At 68.1% G+C, this 20,300-nt stretch carries 20 protein-coding genes; 8 read left to right on the top strand and 12 right to left on the bottom strand.

Features of this window, described 5'->3' with window-relative positions:
* Positions 1 to 20: 20 nt before the first annotated feature.
* The 6 genes from KTN05_RS09550 to gfa all read right to left on the bottom strand — a co-directional run bounded on the left by KTN05_RS09550 (position 21) and on the right by gfa (position 6,480).
* Positions 21 to 836: a substrate-binding domain-containing protein gene (locus KTN05_RS09550; protein WP_217329171.1), complete on the bottom strand. Its 816-nt coding sequence runs from the start codon at positions 834 to 836 to the stop codon at positions 21 to 23.
* Positions 837 to 1,343, bottom strand: coding sequence for a c-type cytochrome, methanol metabolism-related (locus KTN05_RS09545; RefSeq protein WP_217329170.1), 507 nt, complete (start codon positions 1,341 to 1,343; stop codon positions 837 to 839).
* Positions 1,344 to 1,514: 171 nt separating this feature from the next.
* Complete coding sequence (locus KTN05_RS09540; protein ID WP_217329169.1) at positions 1,515 to 3,326, bottom strand: methanol/ethanol family PQQ-dependent dehydrogenase; 1,812 nt, start codon at positions 3,324 to 3,326, stop codon at positions 1,515 to 1,517.
* A gap of 320 nt (positions 3,327 to 3,646) precedes the next feature.
* Positions 3,647 to 4,483 carry an S-formylglutathione hydrolase gene (gene fghA / locus KTN05_RS09535; RefSeq protein ID WP_217329168.1) on the bottom strand — a complete coding sequence of 279 codons (837 nt, stop codon included), beginning with the start codon at positions 4,481 to 4,483 and terminating at the stop codon, positions 3,647 to 3,649.
* A gap of 146 nt (positions 4,484 to 4,629) precedes the next feature.
* Positions 4,630 to 5,760 carry an S-(hydroxymethyl)glutathione dehydrogenase/class III alcohol dehydrogenase gene (locus tag KTN05_RS09530; protein ID WP_217329250.1) on the bottom strand — a complete coding sequence of 377 codons (1,131 nt, stop codon included), beginning with the start codon at positions 5,758 to 5,760 and terminating at the stop codon, positions 4,630 to 4,632.
* A gap of 96 nt (positions 5,761 to 5,856) precedes the next feature.
* A complete protein-coding gene (gene gfa / locus KTN05_RS09525) occupies positions 5,857 to 6,480 on the bottom strand; it encodes an S-(hydroxymethyl)glutathione synthase (RefSeq protein ID WP_217329167.1) in 624 nt (207 codons plus the stop codon).
* Between the two features lie 111 nt (positions 6,481 to 6,591).
* Here gfa and KTN05_RS09520 point away from each other — a divergent pair, with 111 nt between their 5' ends.
* The 8 genes from KTN05_RS09520 (at position 6,592) to KTN05_RS09485 (ending at position 15,390) form a co-directional block, all read left to right on the top strand.
* Positions 6,592 to 7,413 (top strand): ABC transporter permease, encoded by an 822-nt coding sequence (locus KTN05_RS09520; RefSeq protein WP_217329166.1) that lies wholly within the window; start codon positions 6,592 to 6,594, stop codon positions 7,411 to 7,413.
* Positions 7,414 to 7,435: 22 nt separating this feature from the next.
* Positions 7,436 to 8,428 (top strand): ABC transporter substrate-binding protein, encoded by a 993-nt coding sequence (locus KTN05_RS09515; RefSeq protein WP_217329165.1) that lies wholly within the window; start codon positions 7,436 to 7,438, stop codon positions 8,426 to 8,428.
* A gap of 6 nt (positions 8,429 to 8,434) precedes the next feature.
* Complete coding sequence (locus KTN05_RS09510) at positions 8,435 to 9,220, top strand: ABC transporter ATP-binding protein (RefSeq protein WP_217329164.1); 786 nt, start codon at positions 8,435 to 8,437, stop codon at positions 9,218 to 9,220.
* 46 nt (positions 9,221 to 9,266) lie between these two features.
* Positions 9,267 to 10,157 (top strand): LysR family transcriptional regulator, encoded by an 891-nt coding sequence (locus tag KTN05_RS09505; RefSeq protein WP_217329163.1) that lies wholly within the window; start codon positions 9,267 to 9,269, stop codon positions 10,155 to 10,157.
* A gap of 86 nt (positions 10,158 to 10,243) precedes the next feature.
* Positions 10,244 to 10,732 (top strand): formate dehydrogenase subunit gamma, encoded by a 489-nt coding sequence (locus tag KTN05_RS09500; protein WP_217329162.1) that lies wholly within the window; start codon positions 10,244 to 10,246, stop codon positions 10,730 to 10,732.
* The gene (locus KTN05_RS09495; RefSeq protein ID WP_217329161.1) at positions 10,729 to 12,246 is read left to right on the top strand and encodes an NADH-quinone oxidoreductase subunit NuoF; all 1,518 of its coding nucleotides are present in this window, start codon (positions 10,729 to 10,731) and stop codon (positions 12,244 to 12,246) included. Before KTN05_RS09500 ends, KTN05_RS09495 begins: the two co-directional genes overlap by 4 nt.
* Positions 12,243 to 15,134 (top strand): formate dehydrogenase subunit alpha, encoded by a 2,892-nt coding sequence (fdhF, locus tag KTN05_RS09490; protein ID WP_217329160.1) that lies wholly within the window; start codon positions 12,243 to 12,245, stop codon positions 15,132 to 15,134. Before KTN05_RS09495 ends, fdhF begins: the two co-directional genes overlap by 4 nt.
* A 28-nt stretch (positions 15,135 to 15,162) precedes the next feature.
* Positions 15,163 to 15,390: a formate dehydrogenase subunit delta gene (locus tag KTN05_RS09485; RefSeq protein WP_217329159.1), complete on the top strand. Its 228-nt coding sequence runs from the start codon at positions 15,163 to 15,165 to the stop codon at positions 15,388 to 15,390.
* A 30-nt stretch (positions 15,391 to 15,420) separates the two neighbouring features.
* On the opposite strand, the gene pqqE is transcribed toward KTN05_RS09485, so the two are convergent.
* From pqqE to KTN05_RS09455, 6 genes are all read right to left on the bottom strand, one after another.
* The gene (gene pqqE, locus KTN05_RS09480) at positions 15,421 to 16,551 is read right to left on the bottom strand and encodes a pyrroloquinoline quinone biosynthesis protein PqqE (protein WP_217329158.1); all 1,131 of its coding nucleotides are present in this window, start codon (positions 16,549 to 16,551) and stop codon (positions 15,421 to 15,423) included.
* Positions 16,548 to 16,820: a pyrroloquinoline quinone biosynthesis peptide chaperone PqqD gene (gene pqqD, locus KTN05_RS09475; protein WP_217329157.1), complete on the bottom strand. Its 273-nt coding sequence runs from the start codon at positions 16,818 to 16,820 to the stop codon at positions 16,548 to 16,550. Before pqqD ends, pqqE begins: the two co-directional genes overlap by 4 nt.
* Positions 16,817 to 17,572 carry a pyrroloquinoline-quinone synthase PqqC gene (gene pqqC / locus KTN05_RS09470; protein ID WP_217329156.1) on the bottom strand — a complete coding sequence of 252 codons (756 nt, stop codon included), beginning with the start codon at positions 17,570 to 17,572 and terminating at the stop codon, positions 16,817 to 16,819. Before pqqC ends, pqqD begins: the two co-directional genes overlap by 4 nt.
* Positions 17,569 to 18,450 carry a pyrroloquinoline quinone biosynthesis protein PqqB gene (gene pqqB, locus KTN05_RS09465; RefSeq protein WP_217329155.1) on the bottom strand — a complete coding sequence of 294 codons (882 nt, stop codon included), beginning with the start codon at positions 18,448 to 18,450 and terminating at the stop codon, positions 17,569 to 17,571. Before pqqB ends, pqqC begins: the two co-directional genes overlap by 4 nt.
* A 12-nt stretch (positions 18,451 to 18,462) precedes the next feature.
* Positions 18,463 to 18,564 (bottom strand): pyrroloquinoline quinone precursor peptide PqqA, encoded by a 102-nt coding sequence (gene pqqA / locus KTN05_RS09460; protein ID WP_217329154.1) that lies wholly within the window; start codon positions 18,562 to 18,564, stop codon positions 18,463 to 18,465.
* A gap of 95 nt (positions 18,565 to 18,659) precedes the next feature.
* Positions 18,660 to 20,183, bottom strand: coding sequence for a class I adenylate-forming enzyme family protein (locus KTN05_RS09455; protein ID WP_217329153.1), 1,524 nt, complete (start codon positions 20,181 to 20,183; stop codon positions 18,660 to 18,662).
* Positions 20,184 to 20,300 lie beyond the last annotated feature (117 nt).

Genomic DNA, 20,300 nt, shown 5'->3' with positions numbered 1-20,300 from the left:
GGGGACAAAAGCCGTCGGCGTCAGGGGGCCTTGACCTCCTTGCCGTAGTCATCGACCAGCGGCACCCCCGCGTCGTGCAGGATGGCGTCGATCCCGTCCTGATGGCGGCGGATCAGGCTGTTCAGCTCGCGCTTCCATTCATCCTCGCCGGCGCGGACGCCCATGGTGATACGGAAGAACAGGCGCGGCGTCGCGGTCTCCTTGACCAGCGGAATGACCTTGAGCGTGTCGTTGCCTTTGGCCAGCGGCCCCGCGATCGGCCCCCAGAGCAGGGCGCCGTCGGTCACGCCCGCCTCGACATCGCGCAGCATGTCGCCCGCCGGGTTCTCGACCCGCCGGTCGGTCATCAGGTCATAGGGCTTGGCGTCCTTCATCATACCCAGCCGGGCGACATGCGTGGTGGGCGGCGCCCCCGCGACCACGCCCAGCTTCCGCCCCGCCAGCCGGGAATCGGACAGGTGGTCCACATCGGCCAGATCGCTGTCCGCCCGCACCACCAGCACATGGGTCGAGGTGTAGTAGTGGTTGGTGTTGAGAACCAGCTCGTGTCCCTGGGCGAAGCCGATCACGACATCGCATTTGCCCGCGCTCAGCGTCTGCCGGATGAAACCCGTGACCTGCGGAAACCAGGTGTACTGGACCGGCACCCCGAGATTTTCGGCCATCAACTCGGCGATCCGGTTCTCGAACCCGCTGCCGTCTTCGCTGGACAGCGGCAGATTGGCGGGATCGGCGCAGACGCGAAAGGCCGACCTGTCCACCAGGTCGGCCACCTGTGCGCTCGCCGCCCCGCTGAAGGCGAGGGCGGCGGCGACGATCGGCAGGAGCAGGCGCACTCAGCCCTCCATACAGGCCTTCTCGGCCTCGGCGTAGGCTTCGGTCTTGTCGGCGCGCTTCGCCGGGCGGCCGCGCGGGATCGCATCGACCCCCCGCGCGCGCAGATAGGTGTAGATGTCGTCCAGATAGCACATCACGTTCGGGTTCATCCCGAAGGCCGGCATCACCTGATTCTGCGCGGCGTTGACCTCCTGCTGGCCGCCGGCGGCGACGCCGACGAACTCGTAATATTCCATGTTCAGGGCCGACTTCTTCAGCGCGGGCGCATAGGTCGAACCCTCCCCATCGGGGCCGTGGCAGACGTGGCATTCGGCGTGATAGCGGCGGTAGCCCGAAAAGGTCGGCCAATCGACGGTGCCGTCCTCGGCGATGTTGAAGGTCGGGACCTCTTCGGCGTTGAACCAGCGGACGCCGTCATCGGTGACGGGCTTGACATCGACGGCCTGGGCCTGTGCGGCGCCCGCAAGGAAAATCGTCAGGGCCACAAACGGCGCAGAACGTAGCATAGGGTCTCTCCTCCCAAAGAGTATTGTCAGCAGCCTAGGCCGATTGGCGATCCGGGCAATTCAACCTTTAGTCGGGGCGCGGATTTTCTCTTGCCCGGCGGCTGCCGAACGCAGGAAGCCGCCCCCGATATCCTCGGGGGCGGCCGATTATGGCTGAACTTCAGACGGGGCTCAGCTTTGGTCGGGCAGCGTGAAGACGGTGAGCTGACCACCCAGCGCGGTATAGTCCGACAGCGCCGCATACCCGCCCACGGCGCCGAGGCCGTCATTGGCGTTGGTCAGACCCGCCGCGAGGCCGATCCCGGCCCAGCCGCCGACACCCGACAGCACGCCGAGATACTGCTTGCCCTCACGCTCGTAGGTGAAGACGTTGCCGATGATTCCCGACGGAGTCTTGAACTTGTAAAGCTCCTCGCCCGTCTCGGAGTCGACGGCCTTCAGATAGCCTTCGAGCGTGCCGTAGAAGACCACGTCGCCCGCGGTGGCCAGGGCGCCCGACCAGACCGAGAACTGCTCGGGCAGCGACCACTTCATCTCGCCCGTGGTGGCGTCCCAGGCGATGAAGTTGCCCATGCCGCCATGGCTGTCCGGCGCCGGGAACATCGACAGGGTCGCGCCGACATAGGGCTGGCCGGCGGCATAGCTGACGCGGAACGGCTCGTAGTCCATGCAGACGTGGTTGGTCGGCACGTAGAACAGGCCGGTCTTGGGCGAGAAGGCCGCCGGCTGCTGGTCCTTCGAGCCGAGCGCGGCCGGGCAGATGCCGGTCGAGTTCACGTCCTCGCCGTTCTGCTCGGTCGAGTATTCGGCCACGACCTGCGGGCGGCCATACTGGTCCGAGGTGGGGTCCATCTCGACATGGGTCGCCCAGTTGACCGCCGGATCGAACTTCTCGGCCACCAGCAGCTCGCCCGTTTCGCGGTCGAGCGTATAGGCGAAGCCGTTGCGGTCGAAGTTCACCAGCAGCTTGCGCATCTGCCCGTCGATCTCCTGATCGACGAGGATGTTCTCGTTCACCCCGTCATAGTCCCATTCGTCATGCGGGGTCTTCTGATAGAACCACTTGGCCATGCCCGTTTCCGGGTTGCGGGCCATGATGGTCATCGACCACTTGTTGTCGCCCGGCCGCTGGCTCGGGTTCCAGGTCGAGGGGTTGCCGGTGCCGTAATAGATCAGGTCCAGTTCCGGGTCATAGGTGGTCCAGCCCCAGGTGGTGCCGCCGCCGATCTGCCACTGGTCGCCTTCCCACGAGTTGAGCGAGCTGTCGGCGCCGATCGGCTTGCCCAGCACCGTCGTGTTTTCGGGATCGACCAGCATGTCCTCGTCCGGGCCGGTCGAATAGGCCCGCCAGGCCATGCTGCCATCCGCGATGTTGTAGGCGGTCATGTGGCCGCGCACGCCATATTCGCCGCCCGAGATGCCGACGAAGATCTTGTCGCGGACGATCAGCGGAGTGGCGGTGGCGGTTTCGCCCTTGGTGGGATCGCCGTTGACCGCCGTCCATTTCACTTCGCCGGTCTTGGCGTCCAGCGCGACCAGCGTGGTGTCGGCCTGGCTGAGGAAGATCGTGCCATCGGCAAAGGCCAGCCCGCGGTTGACGGTATCGCAGCACATCACGCCGATGACGTCCGGGTTCTGTTCCGGGTTATAACGCCACAGGATCCTGCCGTCGTTCTTCAGGTCGAGCGCATAGACGTTGTTCGGGAACGGGGTGTGGACATACATCACGTCGTCGATCACCAGCGGCGAGCCTTCGTGACCGCGCAGAACGCCGGTCGAGAAGGACCACGCGACCTGCAGATCGCCCACGTTGTCCTTGGTGATCTCGTCCAGTTCCGAATAGCTGGTGCCGGCATAGTTGCTCAGCTGCATGGTCCATTGCGTGGGATCGTTGGCCCCCGCAGTGACCGACTCGTTGGCGATGGCCGGCAGAGCGGCCGTCATCATGAGCCCGGCGATGAGGCCGGCAAAACCCTTCTTCATAGTCTCCTCCCTGGTGCGAACACGAATTGCGGCAACCACGTCCCTCGCCATCCTCTCCTCACGGATCTGCGAAATCTGCCGCTCTTATTGCTTTCTTATGAAGCTACCGGGCCGACGTTCTGTCAACGCGCGCGGCGTCCGTTCACCCCAAAGTATGATGCAGAGGCCCCTCTCGATCGCCGCGCAGGATAGGCCGCGGACACGGCCCCCGGCGGTTATCCCTCCGGCCGCCAGCGACGGCAGGCAGGACCGGACAGGCGCATGACGCGCCGCCGGTCCGAGGGGTGCGCGGCTCATCTGCCGCTAACCGCCTCGCCCGCTCAGACGACCTCGCCCAGCCGCGCCGAGTGGAAGCGGACATGGTCCTCCATCACGCTGGCGACATAGAAGTAGCTGTGGTCGTAGCCGTCGATCATGCGGAAATCGACCGGCTGGCGGCGCAGCGCGGCGGCGGCCAGCAGGGTCTCGGGCTTCAGCAGGTCCAGGAACTGGTCCCTGGCGCCCTGATCGATGAGGATCGGACCGGGATAGCCCTTTTCGGCCATCAGCACGGTCGCGTCATGGGCCTGCCACGTGCTCTCGTCCGGGCCGAGATAGGCGGTGAACTGCTTGCGGCCCCAGTCGCTCTTCGCCGGATTCGCGATGGGCGAAATGGCCGAGACCGAGCGGTAGGTCTCGGGATGCGTCATGGCGATGGTCAGCGCGCCGTGGCCGCCCATGGAATGGCCGGTGATCCCCTGCCGCGCCCGGTCGAGCGGGAACTGCTCGAACACCAGATCGGGAAGCTCCTGGACGATGTAATCCCACATGCGGAAATGCGGCGCCCAGGGGGATTCGGTCGCATTGACGTAGAAGCCCGCGCCCTGCCCCAGATCATAGGCCTCGTCATTGGCGACGCCTTCGCCGCGCGGGCTGGTGTCGGGAAAGATCAGCGCGATGCCCTCATCCGCGGCCCAGGCCTGCGCGCCGGCCTTGGTCATGGCGTTCTCATGTGTGCAGGTCAGGCCCGAGAGATACCAGAGAACCGGAACCTTCCCGTATTTCGCCTGCGGCGGCAGATAGACCGCGAACGTCATCTCGCAATCGCAGACGGCGGACTGGTGGGAATAGACGCCCTGGGTTCCCCCGAATGCGGCGTTCTCTGACAGGGTTTTCATCGGCAGGTCTTCCTGTTTCAAGATGGTTCCCGAAAAACGGCGATAGCCGCTTTCCCGCCCGCGAGCGGGACGGGCGGGGACAATTCCCCGCCATGAGCCACGCGCACCCAAGCAGATGCGCGCGGCATGTCAAGGCGAGGGCGGCGTCAGTAGATCACGACCGAGCGGATCGACTTGCCCTCGTGCATCAGGTCGAAGGCGCTGTTGATCTCTTCCAGTGGCATGGTGTGGGTGATCATCGAGTCGATCTCGATCTTGCCGTCCATGTACCAGTCCACCAGCTTCGGAACGTCGGTCCGCCCGCGCGCGCCGCCGAAGGCGGTGCCCTTCCAGACGCGGCCCGTGACCAGCTGGAACGGGCGGGTCTGGATCTCTGCCCCGGCGGGCGCCACGCCGATCACCACGGACACGCCCCAGCCGCGATGGGTGCATTCCAGCGCATCCCGCATCACCTTGACGTTGCCGGTGCAGTCGAAGCTGTAATCCGCGCCGCCGATCTGGTCGAACGGCGTCTTGGTCATGTCCACGATGTGCTGGACGACCGAGCCCTCGATCTCCTTCGGGTTGACGAAATGCGTCATCCCGAACTTCTCGCCCCATTCCTTCTTGTCGTTGTTCAGATCGACGCCGATGATCATGTCGGCCCCGGCCATCTTCAGGCCCTGGATGACGTTCAGGCCGATCCCGCCCAGACCGAAGACCACGGCCTTGGCCCCGATCTCCACCTTGGCGGTGTTGATGACCGCGCCGATGCCGGTGGTCACGCCGCAGCCGATATAGCAGATCTTGTCGAACGGCGCGTCGGGGTCCACCTTGGCCAGCGCGATTTCCGGCATGACCGTGTGGTTGGCGAAGGTCGAGCAGCCCATGTAGTGGTAGATCGGCGTGCCATCCAGCATCGAGAAGCGGGTCGTGCCGTCCGGCATCAGCCCCTGCCCCTGCGTCGAGCGGATCGCCGTGCAGAGGTTGGTCTTCTGCGACAGGCACGACGCGCATTCGCGGCATTCGGGGGTGTAGAGCGGGATGACATGGTCGCCCGGCTTCAGCGAGGTCACGCCCTCGCCCACTTCCAGCACGACGCCGGCGCCCTCATGGCCGAGGATGGCCGGGAAGATGCCTTCCGGGTCCGCGCCCGACAGGGTGAACTCGTCGGTGTGGCAGATGCCGGTTGCCTTGATCTCGACCAGAACCTCGCCCCTTTTCGGGCCTTCGAGGTTCACTTCCATGATCTCAAGCGGCTTGCCGGGGGCAACCGCAACCGCCGCGCGGGTACGCATCATGAATGAAACTCCTTCTTTCGACATGCACCCGTCAGCGGCGCGTTGAGTATTGATAGCGCGGCCCGGCCCATTGGGGAACCGGGCCGCGATGGATCAGGCGGGCAGCGCGCCCGACCGCTTCGCCACATGGGTCGCGATCGCATCCATCAGCGGCGGCGAAAGCGCGTCATAAGGCTCCAGCCCGAGCTCGCGCAGGCGGCCGCGGATGCCGTCCATCCGCGACGGATCGACGCCGGATTCGATGACCGACGAGACGAAGGCCGCGAATTCCGGCGCGGCCCAGCCCGGCTCGTCCGACAGTTCGGTATGGACGAAATCCAGCCCGTAGAAGGGATGGTCCTTGTTCTCGATCCGGCCGAACAGATGCGCTCCGCAGCCGGTGCAGGCATAGCGCTGGATCGGCGCCGCCTCGTTCACGATCTTCAGCTTGTCGGCGTTGGCGGTGACTTCCACCTTGTCGCGGCCCACGACGGCGACCTGGCTGAAGATCGCCCCATCGGGCTTCCAGCATTTGGTGCAGCCGCAGACATGGTTATGGGCGGTCGGCCCGCTCACCTTCACCTCGACGCGGTCCGACGCGCAGTTGCAGTGCAGCGTGCCGCCGCCGAAACTCGCGTCGCCCGCCTTCACCCCGCCATCGACGGCCGGATGGATCTTCACGTTCTCATAGGTCACAGCAGCATCCTCCCCTGAACAGCCGTCCCACTGGCGGGGCATCTTCCCGCCCCGGCCACCCTGCCGCAATTCAGCCAAAGGGCGTAGATCGCGGCGCTTGCACGGGGCGGAATCCTCGTGAGAATCCACGCGATGGGAGAGAGATCCGCCGCAATGACCCGAGCGCCAGACTCCCGCACACCGCCCCTTGCGGCGCTTGATCCGCGCCGTGCGGGCGGGGTGCGGGGCGATGCGCTTCTGACGGCGGGCCTGCGGCTGGGGTTTCTGGCGCTGATCCTTCTCGTCTGGGCCGGCATCGCGCGGGTCGCGCCGCCGGGCCTTTTCGCCTCGCCCATTGCGGTGGCCGAGGCGGGCTGGCGCATGGCAGGCGAAGGGCGGCTGCTGCCCGCGCTCGGGGCCAGCCTCACCGTCTATCTGGGCGGCACCCTGATCGCCGTGATCTTCGGCGCGGGCCTCGGCTTCGCGATGGGCATGTGGCGTATGCTGGGCCGGACCATCGACGTCTATGTGATGGCGCTGGCCGCCACGCCGCGAGTGGCGTTCATCCCGCTCATCATCGTGGCGCTCGGCCTCGGGGTGCAGGCCAAGCTGGTCGTCGTCTTCCTTGGCGCGGTGATGCCGGTGATCCTGAACGCCTATGCCGGGGTGCGGGCGGCCGATCCCGAGCTGCTGGAGATGGCCCGCGCCACCGGCGCCGGCCGCGCGCGCATCCTGCGCCATGTGATCCTGCCGGGCGCCATGCCCTATCTGCTGACCGGCATCCGCATCGGCGCGACCATCGGCCTCATCAATACCATCGTGGCCGAGCTCTACACCGCCATCGCGGGCCTTGGCGGGCTGCTGGCGCTGTATGGCAGCCGGTTCCGCATGGCCGAATACCTGGCCGTGGTCGTGGTCCTTGCCGTGATCGGCGGGACCATGACGGAAACCCTGCGGCTGATCGAGAAACGACTGCTGCGCTGGCGCGACGGCTGATGCACCCTTGAAAGGAATACCGATGAAGCGTCTCTGCATCCTTGCCCTTTCGGCCGCGCTGCTGGCGCTGCCCGCCGCGGCCGAGCCTTTCCGGCTGATCGTGTCGGATGCCGAAACGCCGCTGGTCCCGAACTCGGTCATGGAACTGGCCGACCGGCAGGGCTATTTCGACCGCGCAGGCGTCGAGGTCGAGTTCGTGCGCGTCGAGCAGTCGCCGATGGTGATGACGGCCCTGCGCGCGGGCGAGGGCGAGATGGCCAACGTCTCGCTGGACATCCTGCTTCAATCCGTCGTCGCGGGGGCCGACAACCTGCGGGCGGTGATGTCGCCCAACAAATCCCTGCCCTATCTGATCGCAGGCAAGGAACTGGACGCGATCGGCGATCTGACGGGCAAGCGCTTCGGGATCGGCCGTCCCGGCAGCGTCGATCACCTGCTGTCGATGCGAGTGCTGGCCGCGGCGGGGATCGACCCGGATGACTTGCAGCTCGTTGCGCTCGGCCAGCCGCAGGCCCGCGCACAGGCGCTGCTGGCGGGGCAGATCGACGCCACCACCATGAGCATCGGCAGCTTCACGGCGATCGACGACACGCCCGGCGTTTCGGTGCTGATCGATGTGGCGGGCTATTACGAGGCCGCGCCGATCCTGTCCAAGCTGAACGTCGTGACCAGCAGGACGCTGGCCGAACGAGGCGACGAGGTGCAGGCGGTGATCGAGGCGCTGGTCCTTGCCGCCCGCGATTTCCAGAACGATCCCGAAACCTGGATCGCGGCGATGCAGGAGGCCCGGCCCGACATGGCCGAGGAGGACCTGCGGATGCTCTCGGCCGCCTTCGACGGCGCGTGGACCGTTGATGGCGGGCTGACAGCGGCGGAGCTGACCGAAGCGCAGGCATGGCTGCACGAGGGCGAGGACTTCGCGGGCATCGCCCCCGCACCGCTGGAGGCTTTCGCCGACCTCGCCCCGCTGGAGGCGGTTCTCGGCAAGCTCGGCCCCTTCCCGGCGGGGAACTGAGGGCGGATGCCGACCGGGAACGCACCGATCCTCTCTGCCAGCGGGCTTTGCGCCGAACTCGGGGGGCGTCCGGTGCTGGAGGATATCGACCTCACCCTGAGGCGAGGCGAGGTTCTGGTCGTCCTCGGGCCATCGGGATGCGGAAAATCGACCCTTCTGCGGCTTCTGGGCGGGCTGATCGCACCCGGCTCGGGCCGGGTGCTTCTGGCCGGCCATCCGCCCCGGCCCGGCCGGGGCAGCGCGACGGTGTTCCAGAACTACCGGCTGCTGCCGTGGAAATCCGTGATCGACAACGTGGTCTTCGCTTTGCCCGAGGTGCCGCCGACGCAGGCCCGGCTTCGCGCGGCCGAGGTGCTGGGCCTCGTCGGGCTGTCGCGGGTGAGCGACGCTTTTCCTGCCCAGCTCAGCGGCGGGATGCGGCAGCGCGTGGCGCTGGCCCGCGCGCTTGCGCCACGGCCCGAGGTGATCCTGATGGACGAGCCCTTCTCGGCCATCGACGCGCAGGCGCGCGAGATCATGCAGGGCGAGCTTCTGCGCCTGACCCGCGCCGTCGGCGGGCCGGGCGTGGTCTTCGTCACCCATTCGGTGGACGAGGCGCTGATCCTCGGCACCCATGTGCTGCTGCTGTCGCCCCGCCCCGGCCGCATCCTGCGCCGGATCGCCCCGCCCGATTGGCAGGGCGATCCGATGGCCCATCCGCAATTCGCCCCGCTGCGCCGCCAGCTGTGGGAGGAGCTGAAGGAAAGCGTGCTGAACGATCCCAACTCGGACTTCCACCGCGCCGCCCTGTAAGGCGCTCCACCCATGATGAGGGCGGGCCGTTTCCCGCATCGGGACCATGCTGCACAAACTTGAAATGCTCATCGCCGTCGCCAAGGAGCAGCATTTCGGCCGCGCCGCGACCAGCCTCGGCATCACGCAACCGACCCTCTCGACCGGCATCCGGCAGTTGGAGGAACAGCTGGGCGTCCAACTGGTCTTCCGCAGTTCCCGCTATGGCGGGCTGACGCCGGAAGGGCAGAGCGCGCTGGTCTGGGCACGGCGGATCGTCAGCGACGCCCGGCAGCTGAAGGAGGAGATGCAGGTCAAGCGCCGGGGCTTCGCCGGCGAGTTGCGGGTCGCCGTGATCCCCACCGCCCTGACCTGGGCGGCCCGGCTGACCACACGCTTCGGCGAGCTGCACCCTAACGTGCGCTTCACCATCCTGTCGCGCACCTCGATCGAGATTCTGGCGATGATCGACAATCTCGATGTGGATGCGGGCATCTCCTATCTCGACAACGAACCGACCGGGCGGGTCATCACCGAGCCGCTCTACGAGGAACGCTATTGCCTCATCTGCGCGCCCGCCGCGCCCTTTGCGGGCCGCGAGAGCGCCGGGTGGGAGGATCTGGAGGGCGAGATGCTGGCGCTTCTGACCCCCGACATGCAGAACCGCCGGATCATCGACAAGAGCCTGAACGCCGCCGGCGTCTCGGCCCGCATCGTCCTTGAAAGCGATTCGCCCCTCGCGCTGGTGGCGAACGTCATGGCGGGGAACTGCCTGACGATCCTGCCCGAAGACATCGCCCGCTTTCTCGCCACCGGAACCGACCTGTCGGTGGTGCCTTTGCGCGGCGCGGCGCATAATCGCTTCGTCGGCGTGGTGGCGCCGTGGCGCGAGCCGCGAACACCGGTGCTGGACGCGCTTCTGGCCGAGGCGCGGCGGATCTCGGCCGGGAGTCCATAGGGATTCCCTATCGGTCCACGGAACTTCGATATTGATTTCGGAAGCATGAATCCGCTCTGATGTGGGAAATATACGAAAGATCACAGATGCAATCCGCTCCGGCACTCGCCACCGACGCCAGCCCTGATGAGGGTATCCGCAGCATCGTGTCCGCGCATATCGGCCGCGAAGGACCGCTGCTGCCGATCCTTCACGATGTGCAGCACGCTTTCGGCCACATCCCCGCCACGGCGGTGCCGCTGGTCGCGCAGATGCTGAACATCTCGCGGGCCGAGGTGCATGGCGTGGTCAGCTTCTATCACGATTTCCGCGAGGCGCCGGCCGGGCGGCATGTGCTGAAGCTGTGCCGGGCCGAGGCCTGCCAGGCACGCGGCGCGGCGGCGGTCGAGGCGGCGGCGCTGGACGCGCTGGGGCTGGACGGCCCCGGCACGACGGCCGACGGCGCGGTGACGGTCGAGCCGGTCTATTGCCTCGGCCTCTGCGCCTGCGGACCTGCCGCGATGCTGGACGGGCGGCCCGTCGCCCGGCTGGACGAAGACCGCGTGACCAGCCTGCTGCGGGAGATGCGCGCATGAAGATCTGGGTTCCTCTGGACAGCGCGGCGGTCGCGCTCGGCGCGGGCGACGTGGCGGCGGCCATCGCGCGCGAGGCGGAGGCGCGCGGGCTGGAGATCGAGCTGATCCGCAACGGCTCGCGCGGGATGGTCTGGCTGGAGCCGCTGGTCGAGATCGACCGTGGCAACGGCCGCGAGGCGTTCGGCCCGGTCGCGCCCGCCGATGTGCCCGCGCTGCTGGGCGGCACGCTGCCGTCCCTCGGCCCCGTCGAGCAGATCCCGTTCTTCGCCCGGCAGACCCGGCTGACCTTCGCCCGCTGCGGTCTGATCGACCCGCTTTCGCTTACGGATTACGCCGCGCATGGCGGCCTGACCGGGCTGCGCCGGGCGTTGGCGATGCAGCCTGCCGAGGTAGTCGAGGAAGTCACCCGTTCCGGCCTGCGCGGGCGCGGCGGCGCGGGGTTCCCGACGGGCATCAAGTGGAACACCGTCCTGAACGCCCCCGGCGCGCGCAAATACATCGTCTGCAACGCCGACGAGGGCGACAGCGGGACCTTCGCCGACCGCATGATCATGGAAGGCGACCCCTTCAGCCTGATCGAGGGCATGGCCATCGCCGGGCTCGGCACCAACGCGACGCAAGGATATGTCTACATTCGCTCGGAATACCCCATCGCCATCGACGTGATGGAACGCGCCATCGCCAGCGCCCGGCGCGAGGGCGTGCTGGGCGCTGACATCCTCGGCTCGGGCCGCGTCTTCGACATGGAGGTGCGGGTCGGCGCGGGCGCCTATGTCTGCGGCGAGGAAACGGCGCTGCTGAACTCGCTGGAGGGCAAGCGCGGCGTTGTCCGCGCCAAGCCGCCGCTGCCGGCGCTGGAAGGCTTCCTCGCGCGGCCGACGGTGGTGAACAACGTCATCACCCTGGCCACGGTGCCGGTCATCCTCGAGAAGGGCGCGCAGCATCACGCGGACTTCGGCGTCGGCCGCTCGCGTGGAACCGTGACGCTTCAGATCGCCGGCAACGTCAGGTTCGGCGGGTTGTTCGAAACTGCCTTCGGCGTGACACTGGGCGAGATCGTGGACGAGATCGGCGGCGGCACCGCCTCGGGCCGCCCGGTCAAGGCGGTGCAGGTCGGCGGCCCGCTGGGCGCCTACATGCCACGCGGCAAGTTCGACACGCCCGTGGGTTACGAGGAATTCGACGCCCAGGGCGGGCTGATCGGCCATGCGGGCCTTGTCGTCTTCGACGACAGCGCCGACATGCTGCACATGGCCCGCTTCGCGATGGAGTTCTGCGCGGTGGAATCCTGCGGCAAATGCACCCCCTGCCGGATCGGTTCGGTCCGCGGGGTCGAAACCATCGACCGCATCGCCGCGGGCGATCCCGCGGGCATCCCGCTGCTGACCGATCTGTGCGAGACGATGCGCGACGGCTCGCTGTGCGCGCTCGGCGGGTTCACGCCCTTCCCGGTGATGTCGGCGCTGACCCATTTCCCCGAAGACTTCACCCCCCGCAGGGAGGAAGCGGCATGAAGGACATCATCATCCCGTGGGACGACCGCGACCTCGGCACGCCCCCCCGGACCGGCGCGCCCGTGACGCTGACCGTGGACGGCTTCGACGTGACGGTGCCCGAGGGCACGTCCGTCATGCGCGCCGCCGCGCTGGCGGGGATCGAGGTGCCCAAGCTCTGCGCGACCGACAGCCTTGAAGCCTTCGGCTCGTGCCGCCTCTGCGTGGTCGAGATCGAGGGGCGGCGCGGCACCCCCGCCTCCTGCACGACGCCGGTGGCGCCGGGCATGATCGTGCGCACGCAATCCGACAGGATCCGCCACCTGCGCCGCGGGGTGATGGAGCTTTACATCTCGGACCACCCGCTCGACTGCCTGACCTGCGCGGCGAATGGCGACTGCGAACTTCAGGACATGGCCGGCGCCGTGGGCCTGCGCGATGTCCGCTATGACGCCGCCCCGCAGGTCGCGAACCACTTCGCCCCGCGCGACAGCAGCGGCGAGGCGAATCCCCGCTGGCTGCCCAAGGACGAATCCAATCCCTATTTCACCTTCGACCCCGCCAAATGCATCGTCTGCAGCCGCTGCGTGCGCGCCTGCGAGGAGGTGCAGGGCACCTTCGCGCTGACCATCGCCGGGCGCGGCTTCGACAGCGTCGTGGCGGCGGGCGAGGCGGGCGACAATTTCCTGACCTCGGACTGCGTCAGCTGCGGCGCCTGCGTGCAGGCCTGCCCCACTGCGACGCTTCAGGAAAACTCGGTGATCGAGCTTGGCGTTCCGCAGCGTTCGGTCATCACGACCTGCGCCTATTGCGGCGTCGGCTGCAACTTCAAGGCCGAGCTGAACGGCGACCAGCTTGTCCGCATGGTGCCCTGGAAGCACGGCAAGGCGAACCACGGCCACAGCTGCGTCAAGGGCCGCTTCGCCTATGGCTACGCCCAGCATCAGGACCGCATCCTCAGCCCGATGATCCGCGACAGCATCGACGAGCCCTGGCGCGAGGTCGGCTGGGATGAGGCGCTGACCTTCGCCGCCCGCCGCCTGCGCGGGCTGCAGGAAACGCATGGGCGGGGCAGCATCGGGGTCATCACCTCGTCGCGCTGCACCAACGAGGAAGCCTATCTGGTCCAAAAGCTGGCCCGCGCCGTCTTCGGCAACAACAACACCGACACCTGCGCCCGCGTCTGCCACTCGCCCACCGGTTACGGGCTGGGGCAGGCCTTCGGCACCTCGGCCGGCACGCAGGACTTCGACAGCGTGGACCATGCCGACGTGGTGATGGTGATCGGCGCCAACCCGACCGACGCGCATCCGGTCTTCGCCTCGCGGATGAAGAAGCGGCTGCGCGAGGGCGCGAAGCTGATCGTCATCGACCCGCGCCGCATCGATCTGGTGAAATCGCCACATGTCGCGGCGGCCCAGCATCTGCCGCTGCGTCCGGGCACGAACGTCGCGGTCGTCACCGCGATGGCGCATGTGATCGTGACCGAGGGGCTGGCCAACGAGGCCTTCATCCGCGAGCGCTGCGACTGGGACGAGTTCCAGCACTATGCCGAATTCGCCGCCGACCCGCGCCACAGCCCCGAGGCGACGGCGGCCCTGACCGGCGTCGATCCCGAGGCGCTGCGGGCCGCCGCCCGGCTCTATGCGACGGGCGGCAACGCGGCGATCTACTACGGCCTCGGCGTCACCGAACATTCGCAGGGCTCGACCACGGTCATGGGCATCGCCAACCTCGCCATGCTGACCGGCAATATCGGCCGCGAAGGCGTCGGCGTGAACCCGCTCCGCGGGCAGAACAACGTGCAGGGCTCGTGCGACATGGGCTCGTTCCCGCATGAGCTGCCGGGATACCGCCATGTCGGGCTGCCCGAGGTCCGCGCCGTGTTCGAAGCCGCATGGGGCGTGCAGATCGACCCCGAGCCGGGCCTGCGCATCCCCAACATGTTCGATGCCGCTCTCGCGGGCAACTTCAAGGGCCTCTACTGTCAGGGCGAGGATATCCTGCAGTCGGACCCCGACACGACCCATGTCGCCGCCGCGCTTGCGGCGATGGACTGCGTCATCGTCCACGACCTGTTCCTGAACGAGACGGCGAACTACGCGCATGTGTTCCTGCCCGGCTCGACCTTCCTGGAAAAGGATGGGACGTTCACCAATGCCGAGCGCCGGATCAACCGCGTCCGCAAGGTGATGGCGCCCCGCAACGGGTTCGAGGACTGGGAGGTCACCCAGATGCTCGCCAACGAGATGGGGGCGGGCTGGAGCTACACCCATCCCGCGCAGATCATGGACGAGATCGCGGCGACGACGCCGACCTTCGCCGGCGTGGATTACGACCTGATCGACCGCCTCGGCTCGGTGCAGTGGCCCTGCAACGAGGCCAACCCGGCAGGCACGCCGACCATGCACGTGGACGGTTTCGTGCGCGGCAAGGGGCGGTTCATCGTGACGGAATACATTCCGACCGAGGAACGCACCGGCCCCCGCTTCCCGCTGCTGCTGACCACCGGGCGCATCCTGTCGCAATACAACGTCGGCGCGCAGACCCGGCGGACCGCCAACACGGTCTGGCACGACGCCGACCTGCTGGAGATCCACCCCCACGACGCCGAGACGCGCGGCATCAACGAAGGTGACTGGGTCAAGCTCGCCTCGCGCGCGGGGGCGACGAGCCTGCGGGCGACGCTGACCGACCGCGTGTCGCCGGGGGTCGTCTATACGACCTTCCATCACCCCGACACGCAGGCGAACGTCATCACGACCGAGCTTTCGGACTGGGCGACCAACTGCCCCGAATACAAGGTGACGGCCGTGCAGGTCAGCCAGTCGAACGGCCCGACCGAATGGCAGCAGGATTACGCCGCCCGCGGGGAACGCTCGCGCCGGATCGTGACGGCCGCGGAATGAGGCCGCCGCGCATGACGAAGGACGCGACATGAGCGACGAAAACCTGATCCGCATGGCCAACCAGATCGCGGCGTTCTTCCGCACCCAGCCGGGCGGCGACGCCAGCGCGAAGGTGGCCGAGCATCTGCGCAATTTCTGGGCGCCGGGGATGCGCCGTCAGTTGCAGGAGATCGCGCTGAAGGATGGCTCTGGGCTGGACGCGATTGCGGTCGAGGCGGCCTCGGGCGGGCTGGGCCTGCCCCGCGTTACTGTCTGATCCCCGCGGGCGCGCGCCGTGCCCTGACCGTCAGCGCGGCATCCGGCGGTATTCGAAGACCGGCGGCGGCGCGTCCGTCTCGGTCGCGATGATCGCGTCCAGCGCGGCGCGGTGGGGCGAGTGGCGGCAGACCGGATCGGTCGCCCGCGCATCCCCCGCGATCGCCATCGCCTGACAGCGGCAGCCGCCGAAGTCGATGTCGCGCCGATCGCAGCTCTGACACGGCTCGGGCAGCCAGTCGGTGCCGCGGAAGGCGTTGAAGGCCGCGCCATCGTTCCAGATCTCGGCCAGCGGCGTCGTCCGGACGTTCTGGAACTCCAGCCCCGGAATGATCTCGGCGGCGTGGCAGGGCAGCACCTTGCCATCGGGCACGACATTCAGCCCGGTCGAGCCCCAGCCGTTCATGCAGGCCTTTGGGAAATCCGCGAAGTAATCGGGCGGCACGAAGTCGATGGCCAGCCTCCCCGCATATTCCGCCCGCGCCGATGCCACGATGCGCTTGGCCTCGTCCACCTGCTCGCGCGTGGGCTGCAGGGCGGCGCGGTTCCTCAGCGCCCAGCCCTGGAACTGGACGCAGGCGATCTCGATCCGGCGGGCGCCGAGCTCATGCGCCAGCGCGATGGTCCGGGGCAGATCGGGAAGGTTGTGCCGGTGCATGACGGCGTTGATGGTCAGCGGAAAGCCGACCCGCGCGATCTCGGCCGCGACCAGCATCTTGCGGTCGAACCCGCCCTTGTAGCCGCCGACATGATCGGCGATCCCGGCATTCACGCCCTGCACGGACAACTGCACATGGTCGAGCCCGGCGGCGTCCAGCTCATCCAGCCGCTTGCCCGTCAAGCCGATCCCGGAGGTGATGAGGTTGGTGTAAAGCCCCGCCTCTCGGGCCGCCGCGACGATCTGCACCAGATCGGGACGCGAGGCAGGCTCGCCGCCTGACAGATGCAGTTGCAGCACGCCCAGATCGGCCGCCTGCCGGAAGACGTCGGCCCATTGCTCGGTCGTCAGCTCGCCGTTGCGGGCGGTCAGTTCCAGCGGGTTCGAGCAATAGGGACAGGACAGTGGGCAGCGATGTGTGAGTTCGGCCAGCAGCGCCAGCGGCGGTGCGGGCCGGGGCCTGACCTGCTGGGCGGGTGCCAAGACGGGGTTCAATGCGGTCATCTCGCCTCCACCAGCCGGCGCAGGGCCATGTCGTTCAGGAACTCGATCACGTCGCCCTCGATCATCTCGACGGGCGCCGCGTAGCGTTCGGCCAGCGCCGCGCTGATCGTAGCGATATCGCGCTGCCCGTCCACCTCGGCCAGCACCGCCTGACCCACCGGGTCCAGCATCAGCGCGGTTTCCGGCCCCAGCAGCACCGGCACATCCCGCACCCGGTCGTGATGCAGCCGCACCCCGCGCGGCAGGAAGGGGCGGTCCGCGCCGGTCATGGCGCGCGCTCCAGCAGCCCCTCGCCCGGCTGCCAGCCGCCCGGCGGGATGCGGCCGGGGGCGACATAGGCCGAGTGCAGCGCGTCCAGCTGCGCCCACAGCACGTCCGTCTTGAAGATCAGCGCGGCGGTCGCCTGGTCCTGCTGCTCGGCGGTCCGGGCGTGGTCCAGCACCCAGCCGAGCCCGAAGGCGACGTCCTTGGGCGCCTCGGTCAGGCGGTGCTGGAAATAGCTGATCGTCTGCGGGTTGGCGAAATCGTAATGCGCCAGCAGCCCGGCGATGCGCTGCTCGTGGATCGCGGGGGCGAAAAGCTCCGTCAGCGACGAGGCCACCGCCGCCAGCAGCGGCTGTTCGCGGACATAGCGGACATAGGCATCCACCGCGAAGCGCGTCGCGGGCAGGACGCCGCGCGTCGAGGCGACGTAGTCCGGGTCGAGCCCCACCCCTTCGGCCAACCGCAGCCAGCGCCAGATGCCGCCGGGCTGGCCCTCGGTGCCGTCATGATCCTCGATGCGCGAGCGCCACGCGCGGCGCAGCGCCGGGTCCTCGACGCGGCTTATGAAGGCCGCATCCTTCATCGGGATGCGGGACTGGTAATAATAGCGGTTGATGACCCAGGCCCGGACCTGATCGATGGTGCAACCGCCGGAATGCAGCAGGGCGTGGAACGGGTGCTTGTCGTGATAGCGCTCGACGCCGATCTGGCGCAGCCGCGCCTCGAAGGCGGAACGGTTGGGGGTGAGGTCGTTCACAGGGTCATCTCCATCCCGTCATGGGCAAGTTCCCAGCCCGCCGCCTCAAGCTCGGCCCGTTCGGGCGAGCCGGGTTGCAGCACGGGGTTGGTGTTGTTGATATGGACGAAGACGCGCCGCGTTCCCGTCAGCCCGGCGAGGCAGGCGATGCTGCCCTCGGGCCCCGACATCGCCATGTGCCCCATGCGCGCGCCGGTCTTGGCGCCGGTGCCGGTGCGGGCCATCTCGTCATTCGCCCAGACGGTGCCGTCGAACATCAGCAGATCGGCCCTGTCCAGCCGCGCCAGCAGATCGCCGGTCACGGCCGCGCAGCCGGGGATGTAGAAGGCCGTGCGGCCATCCGCCTCCAGCTTCAGGCCCACTGTCTGCTCGCCCATCAGCGCCGTGTCGGGCTCGCCCTCCTCCAGATACAGCGCGACTTTGCCGGGCACGGCGAAGGGCGTGACGGTCAGCCCCGGCACCGGCTGGAACGGCTGGTCCAGTGCGATCGGCGACTGGCTCACATGGTCGGGGTTCAGGACGCGGAAGATCGGCTGGCGCAGGATGTCCAGCGTCGCCGACGTCGCGTGGACGGTGAAAGGCGAGCTTTCGCGCAGGCTCAGGAGGCCCGCGACGTGATCCACGTCGCCGTTGGTCAGCACCACGGATGCGGCCGGGCTGCCGCGCAGGCCCGCCGGGTGCAGGCCGCATGCGTCAAGCTGCGCGCGGATGTCGGGCGAGGCGTTCAGGATCACACGCTCGCCCGCGACCGATACGGCGACCGAGGACTGCGTCATCCGCGCGATCCGGCCGGCGCGCGCGTCGTCGCAGTTCGCGCAACCGCAATTCCATTGGGGCAGCCCCCCACCGGCGGCTGCCCCAAGTATCGTGAGTTTCATCCCTGCGGACGGTCAGAGAACGTCGCGGGCGTCGCGATCATCCTCGGCGGGACCATACATGTTGATTTCCATCCCGCACTTCACTTCGACCGCCTTGGGCTTCGACCAGGTCATGCGATTACCTCCTCACAAGTTGGCATGAGCCTTGAGCGTTGCGGCCATGGCGCCCCAAGTCAACCCATACCAAAGGCGATCCCCTCACGGCGGGTTCAAACTTCGGTGCCTGCCCGCTCGCGCAGTTCGGTCTTCAGCACCTTGCCATAGCTGTTCTTGGGCAGCGCGTCGGTGAAGATGTAGCGTTTGGGACGCTTGAAGGCGGCGATCTGGGTTCGGCACCAGCCGTCCAGCGTGGCGGCGTCGCAGTCCCTGCCGGGCACGGTGACGACGAAGGCGACGACGCTTTCGCCCCAGTCGGGGTCGGGGGTGCCGATCACCGAGACCTCGTGGACCTCGGGGTGCAGCAGCAGCGCCTCCTCGACCTCGCGCGGGTAGATGTTGGTGCCGCCCGAGATGATGACGTCCTTGGAGCGGTCGGTCAGCGTCAGGAACCCGTCGGCGTCCATGCGGCCCAGATCGCCGGTGCGCAGCCAGCCATCCACGATGGTCTCGGCCGTGGCCTCGGGGCGGTTCCAGTAGCCCAGCATGACGGTCGCGCCGCGCACCATGATCTCGCCCGTCTCGCCGGGCGGCAGGCGGGCGCCATCGGCGCCCCTGATCTCGACCTCGACCGGGGCCTGCGCGAAGCCTACGGAATCGCGCCGGGCGCGCCAGTCCGGGTGGCTGCGATCCGCGACAAGATCGCGCGGCAGGACCGAGATGGTCATCGGCGTCTCGCCCTGGCCGTAGATCTGGATGAAGCGGGGGCCGAACTGCGCCAGCGCCTCGTCGAGATCGGCGCCATACATCGGGCCGCCGCCATAGACGATGGACTTGATCCCCTCGCCCGCGAACCCGGCCGCCTTCGCCGCCGTCACCAGCCGCTTGACCATGGTCGGTGCGGCGAAGAAGCAGAGGCCACCCAGACTGCCCGCCAGCCCGATGATCTCGGCCGGGTCGAACCCGCCGGACACCGGGATCACATGGGCGGCGCCTGCGCGGATATAGGGCAGCGCGTAAAGCCCCGCACCATGCGACATCGGCGCGGCGTAGAGGCTGTGATCGCCCGGTTCGATCCGGTCCACGTCCATCGCATAGGAAAAGCTCATCGCCATCAGGTTTGCGTGGCTGAGCATCACCCCCTTGGGCCGCCCGGTCGTGCCGGAAGTGTAGAAGAGCCATGCCACCGCGTCGCCTTGCAGCGACGGCGGGCGCGTGAGGTCCGCGCCGGGCCGGGCCGCCACGCGATAGGCCTCCGAGTCGATGGCGATTTCGGCGCAGCCCTCGGGCAGCAGCCCCGCATCCGCCATCTCGCCGCTGCGGGTGAGGATCACGCGGGCGGCGCAGTCCTCAAGTATCCACGCGGCCTCGCGCGGGTGCAGCTTGTAGTTCACCGGCACCACCGTCGCGCCGATCCACCAGCAGGCATGCAGGATTTCCAGATACTCCGCGCAGTTCGCGGCGAACAGCGCGACCCGGTCGCCCGCCCCCACGCCGCGGCCGGCCAGATGCCGCGACAGCGCCTCGGCCCGGCGGGCGAGCGTGGCGTAGTCGCAGAAGACCCCCTCTCCGACCTTGATCGCCGGCGCCGAAGGCCGCGCCAGAGCGGACTGATAAAGCCACTGCGCGATGTTCATCAGGCGCGATCCTCCGCGTGAATCGAAGCCACAGGGCCACTGACCGTGACAAAGATGTCCTGCGCCATGCCGAGCCTCCCTTTGACGCGGGATGATCGCGCGTGCGTCTGCGGATAT

This window comes from Paracoccus sp. Z118 (assembly GCF_019061185.1).
Taxonomy (GTDB): domain Bacteria; phylum Pseudomonadota; class Alphaproteobacteria; order Rhodobacterales; family Rhodobacteraceae; genus Paracoccus.
This window is presented reverse-complemented; position numbering and strand designations above follow the sequence as displayed.

Excerpts from the sequence above, each read along its gene's own strand:
- KTN05_RS09545 (WP_217329170.1), bottom strand. The coding sequence starts at position 1,343 with ATGCTACGTTCTGCGCCGTTTGTGGCCCTGACGATTTTCCTTGCGGGC.
- KTN05_RS09540 (WP_217329169.1), bottom strand. The coding sequence starts at position 3,326 with ATGAAGAAGGGTTTTGCCGGCCTCATCGCCGGGCTCATGATGACGGCC.
- fghA (WP_217329168.1), bottom strand. The coding sequence starts at position 4,483 with ATGAAAACCCTGTCAGAGAACGCCGCATTCGGGGGAACCCAGGGCGTC.
- KTN05_RS09530 (WP_217329250.1), bottom strand. The coding sequence starts at position 5,760 with ATGCGTACCCGCGCGGCGGTTGCGGTTGCCCCCGGCAAGCCGCTTGAG.
- gfa (WP_217329167.1), bottom strand. The coding sequence starts at position 6,480 with ATGCCCCGCCAGTGGGACGGCTGTTCAGGGGAGGATGCTGCTGTGACC.
- KTN05_RS09520 (WP_217329166.1), top strand. The coding sequence starts at position 6,592 with ATGACCCGAGCGCCAGACTCCCGCACACCGCCCCTTGCGGCGCTTGAT.
- KTN05_RS09515 (WP_217329165.1), top strand. The coding sequence starts at position 7,436 with ATGAAGCGTCTCTGCATCCTTGCCCTTTCGGCCGCGCTGCTGGCGCTG.
- KTN05_RS09510 (WP_217329164.1), top strand. The coding sequence starts at position 8,435 with ATGCCGACCGGGAACGCACCGATCCTCTCTGCCAGCGGGCTTTGCGCC.
- KTN05_RS09505 (WP_217329163.1), top strand. The coding sequence starts at position 9,267 with ATGCTGCACAAACTTGAAATGCTCATCGCCGTCGCCAAGGAGCAGCAT.
- KTN05_RS09500 (WP_217329162.1), top strand. The coding sequence starts at position 10,244 with ATGCAATCCGCTCCGGCACTCGCCACCGACGCCAGCCCTGATGAGGGT.
- KTN05_RS09495 (WP_217329161.1), top strand. The coding sequence starts at position 10,729 with ATGAAGATCTGGGTTCCTCTGGACAGCGCGGCGGTCGCGCTCGGCGCG.
- fdhF (WP_217329160.1), top strand. The coding sequence starts at position 12,243 with ATGAAGGACATCATCATCCCGTGGGACGACCGCGACCTCGGCACGCCC.
- KTN05_RS09485 (WP_217329159.1), top strand. The coding sequence starts at position 15,163 with ATGAGCGACGAAAACCTGATCCGCATGGCCAACCAGATCGCGGCGTTC.
- pqqE (WP_217329158.1), bottom strand. The coding sequence starts at position 16,551 with ATGACCGCATTGAACCCCGTCTTGGCACCCGCCCAGCAGGTCAGGCCC.
- pqqD (WP_217329157.1), bottom strand. The coding sequence starts at position 16,820 with ATGACCGGCGCGGACCGCCCCTTCCTGCCGCGCGGGGTGCGGCTGCAT.
- pqqB (WP_217329155.1), bottom strand. The coding sequence starts at position 18,450 with ATGAAACTCACGATACTTGGGGCAGCCGCCGGTGGGGGGCTGCCCCAA.
- pqqA (WP_217329154.1), bottom strand. The coding sequence starts at position 18,564 with ATGACCTGGTCGAAGCCCAAGGCGGTCGAAGTGAAGTGCGGGATGGAA.
- KTN05_RS09455 (WP_217329153.1), bottom strand. The coding sequence starts at position 20,183 with ATGAACATCGCGCAGTGGCTTTATCAGTCCGCTCTGGCGCGGCCTTCG.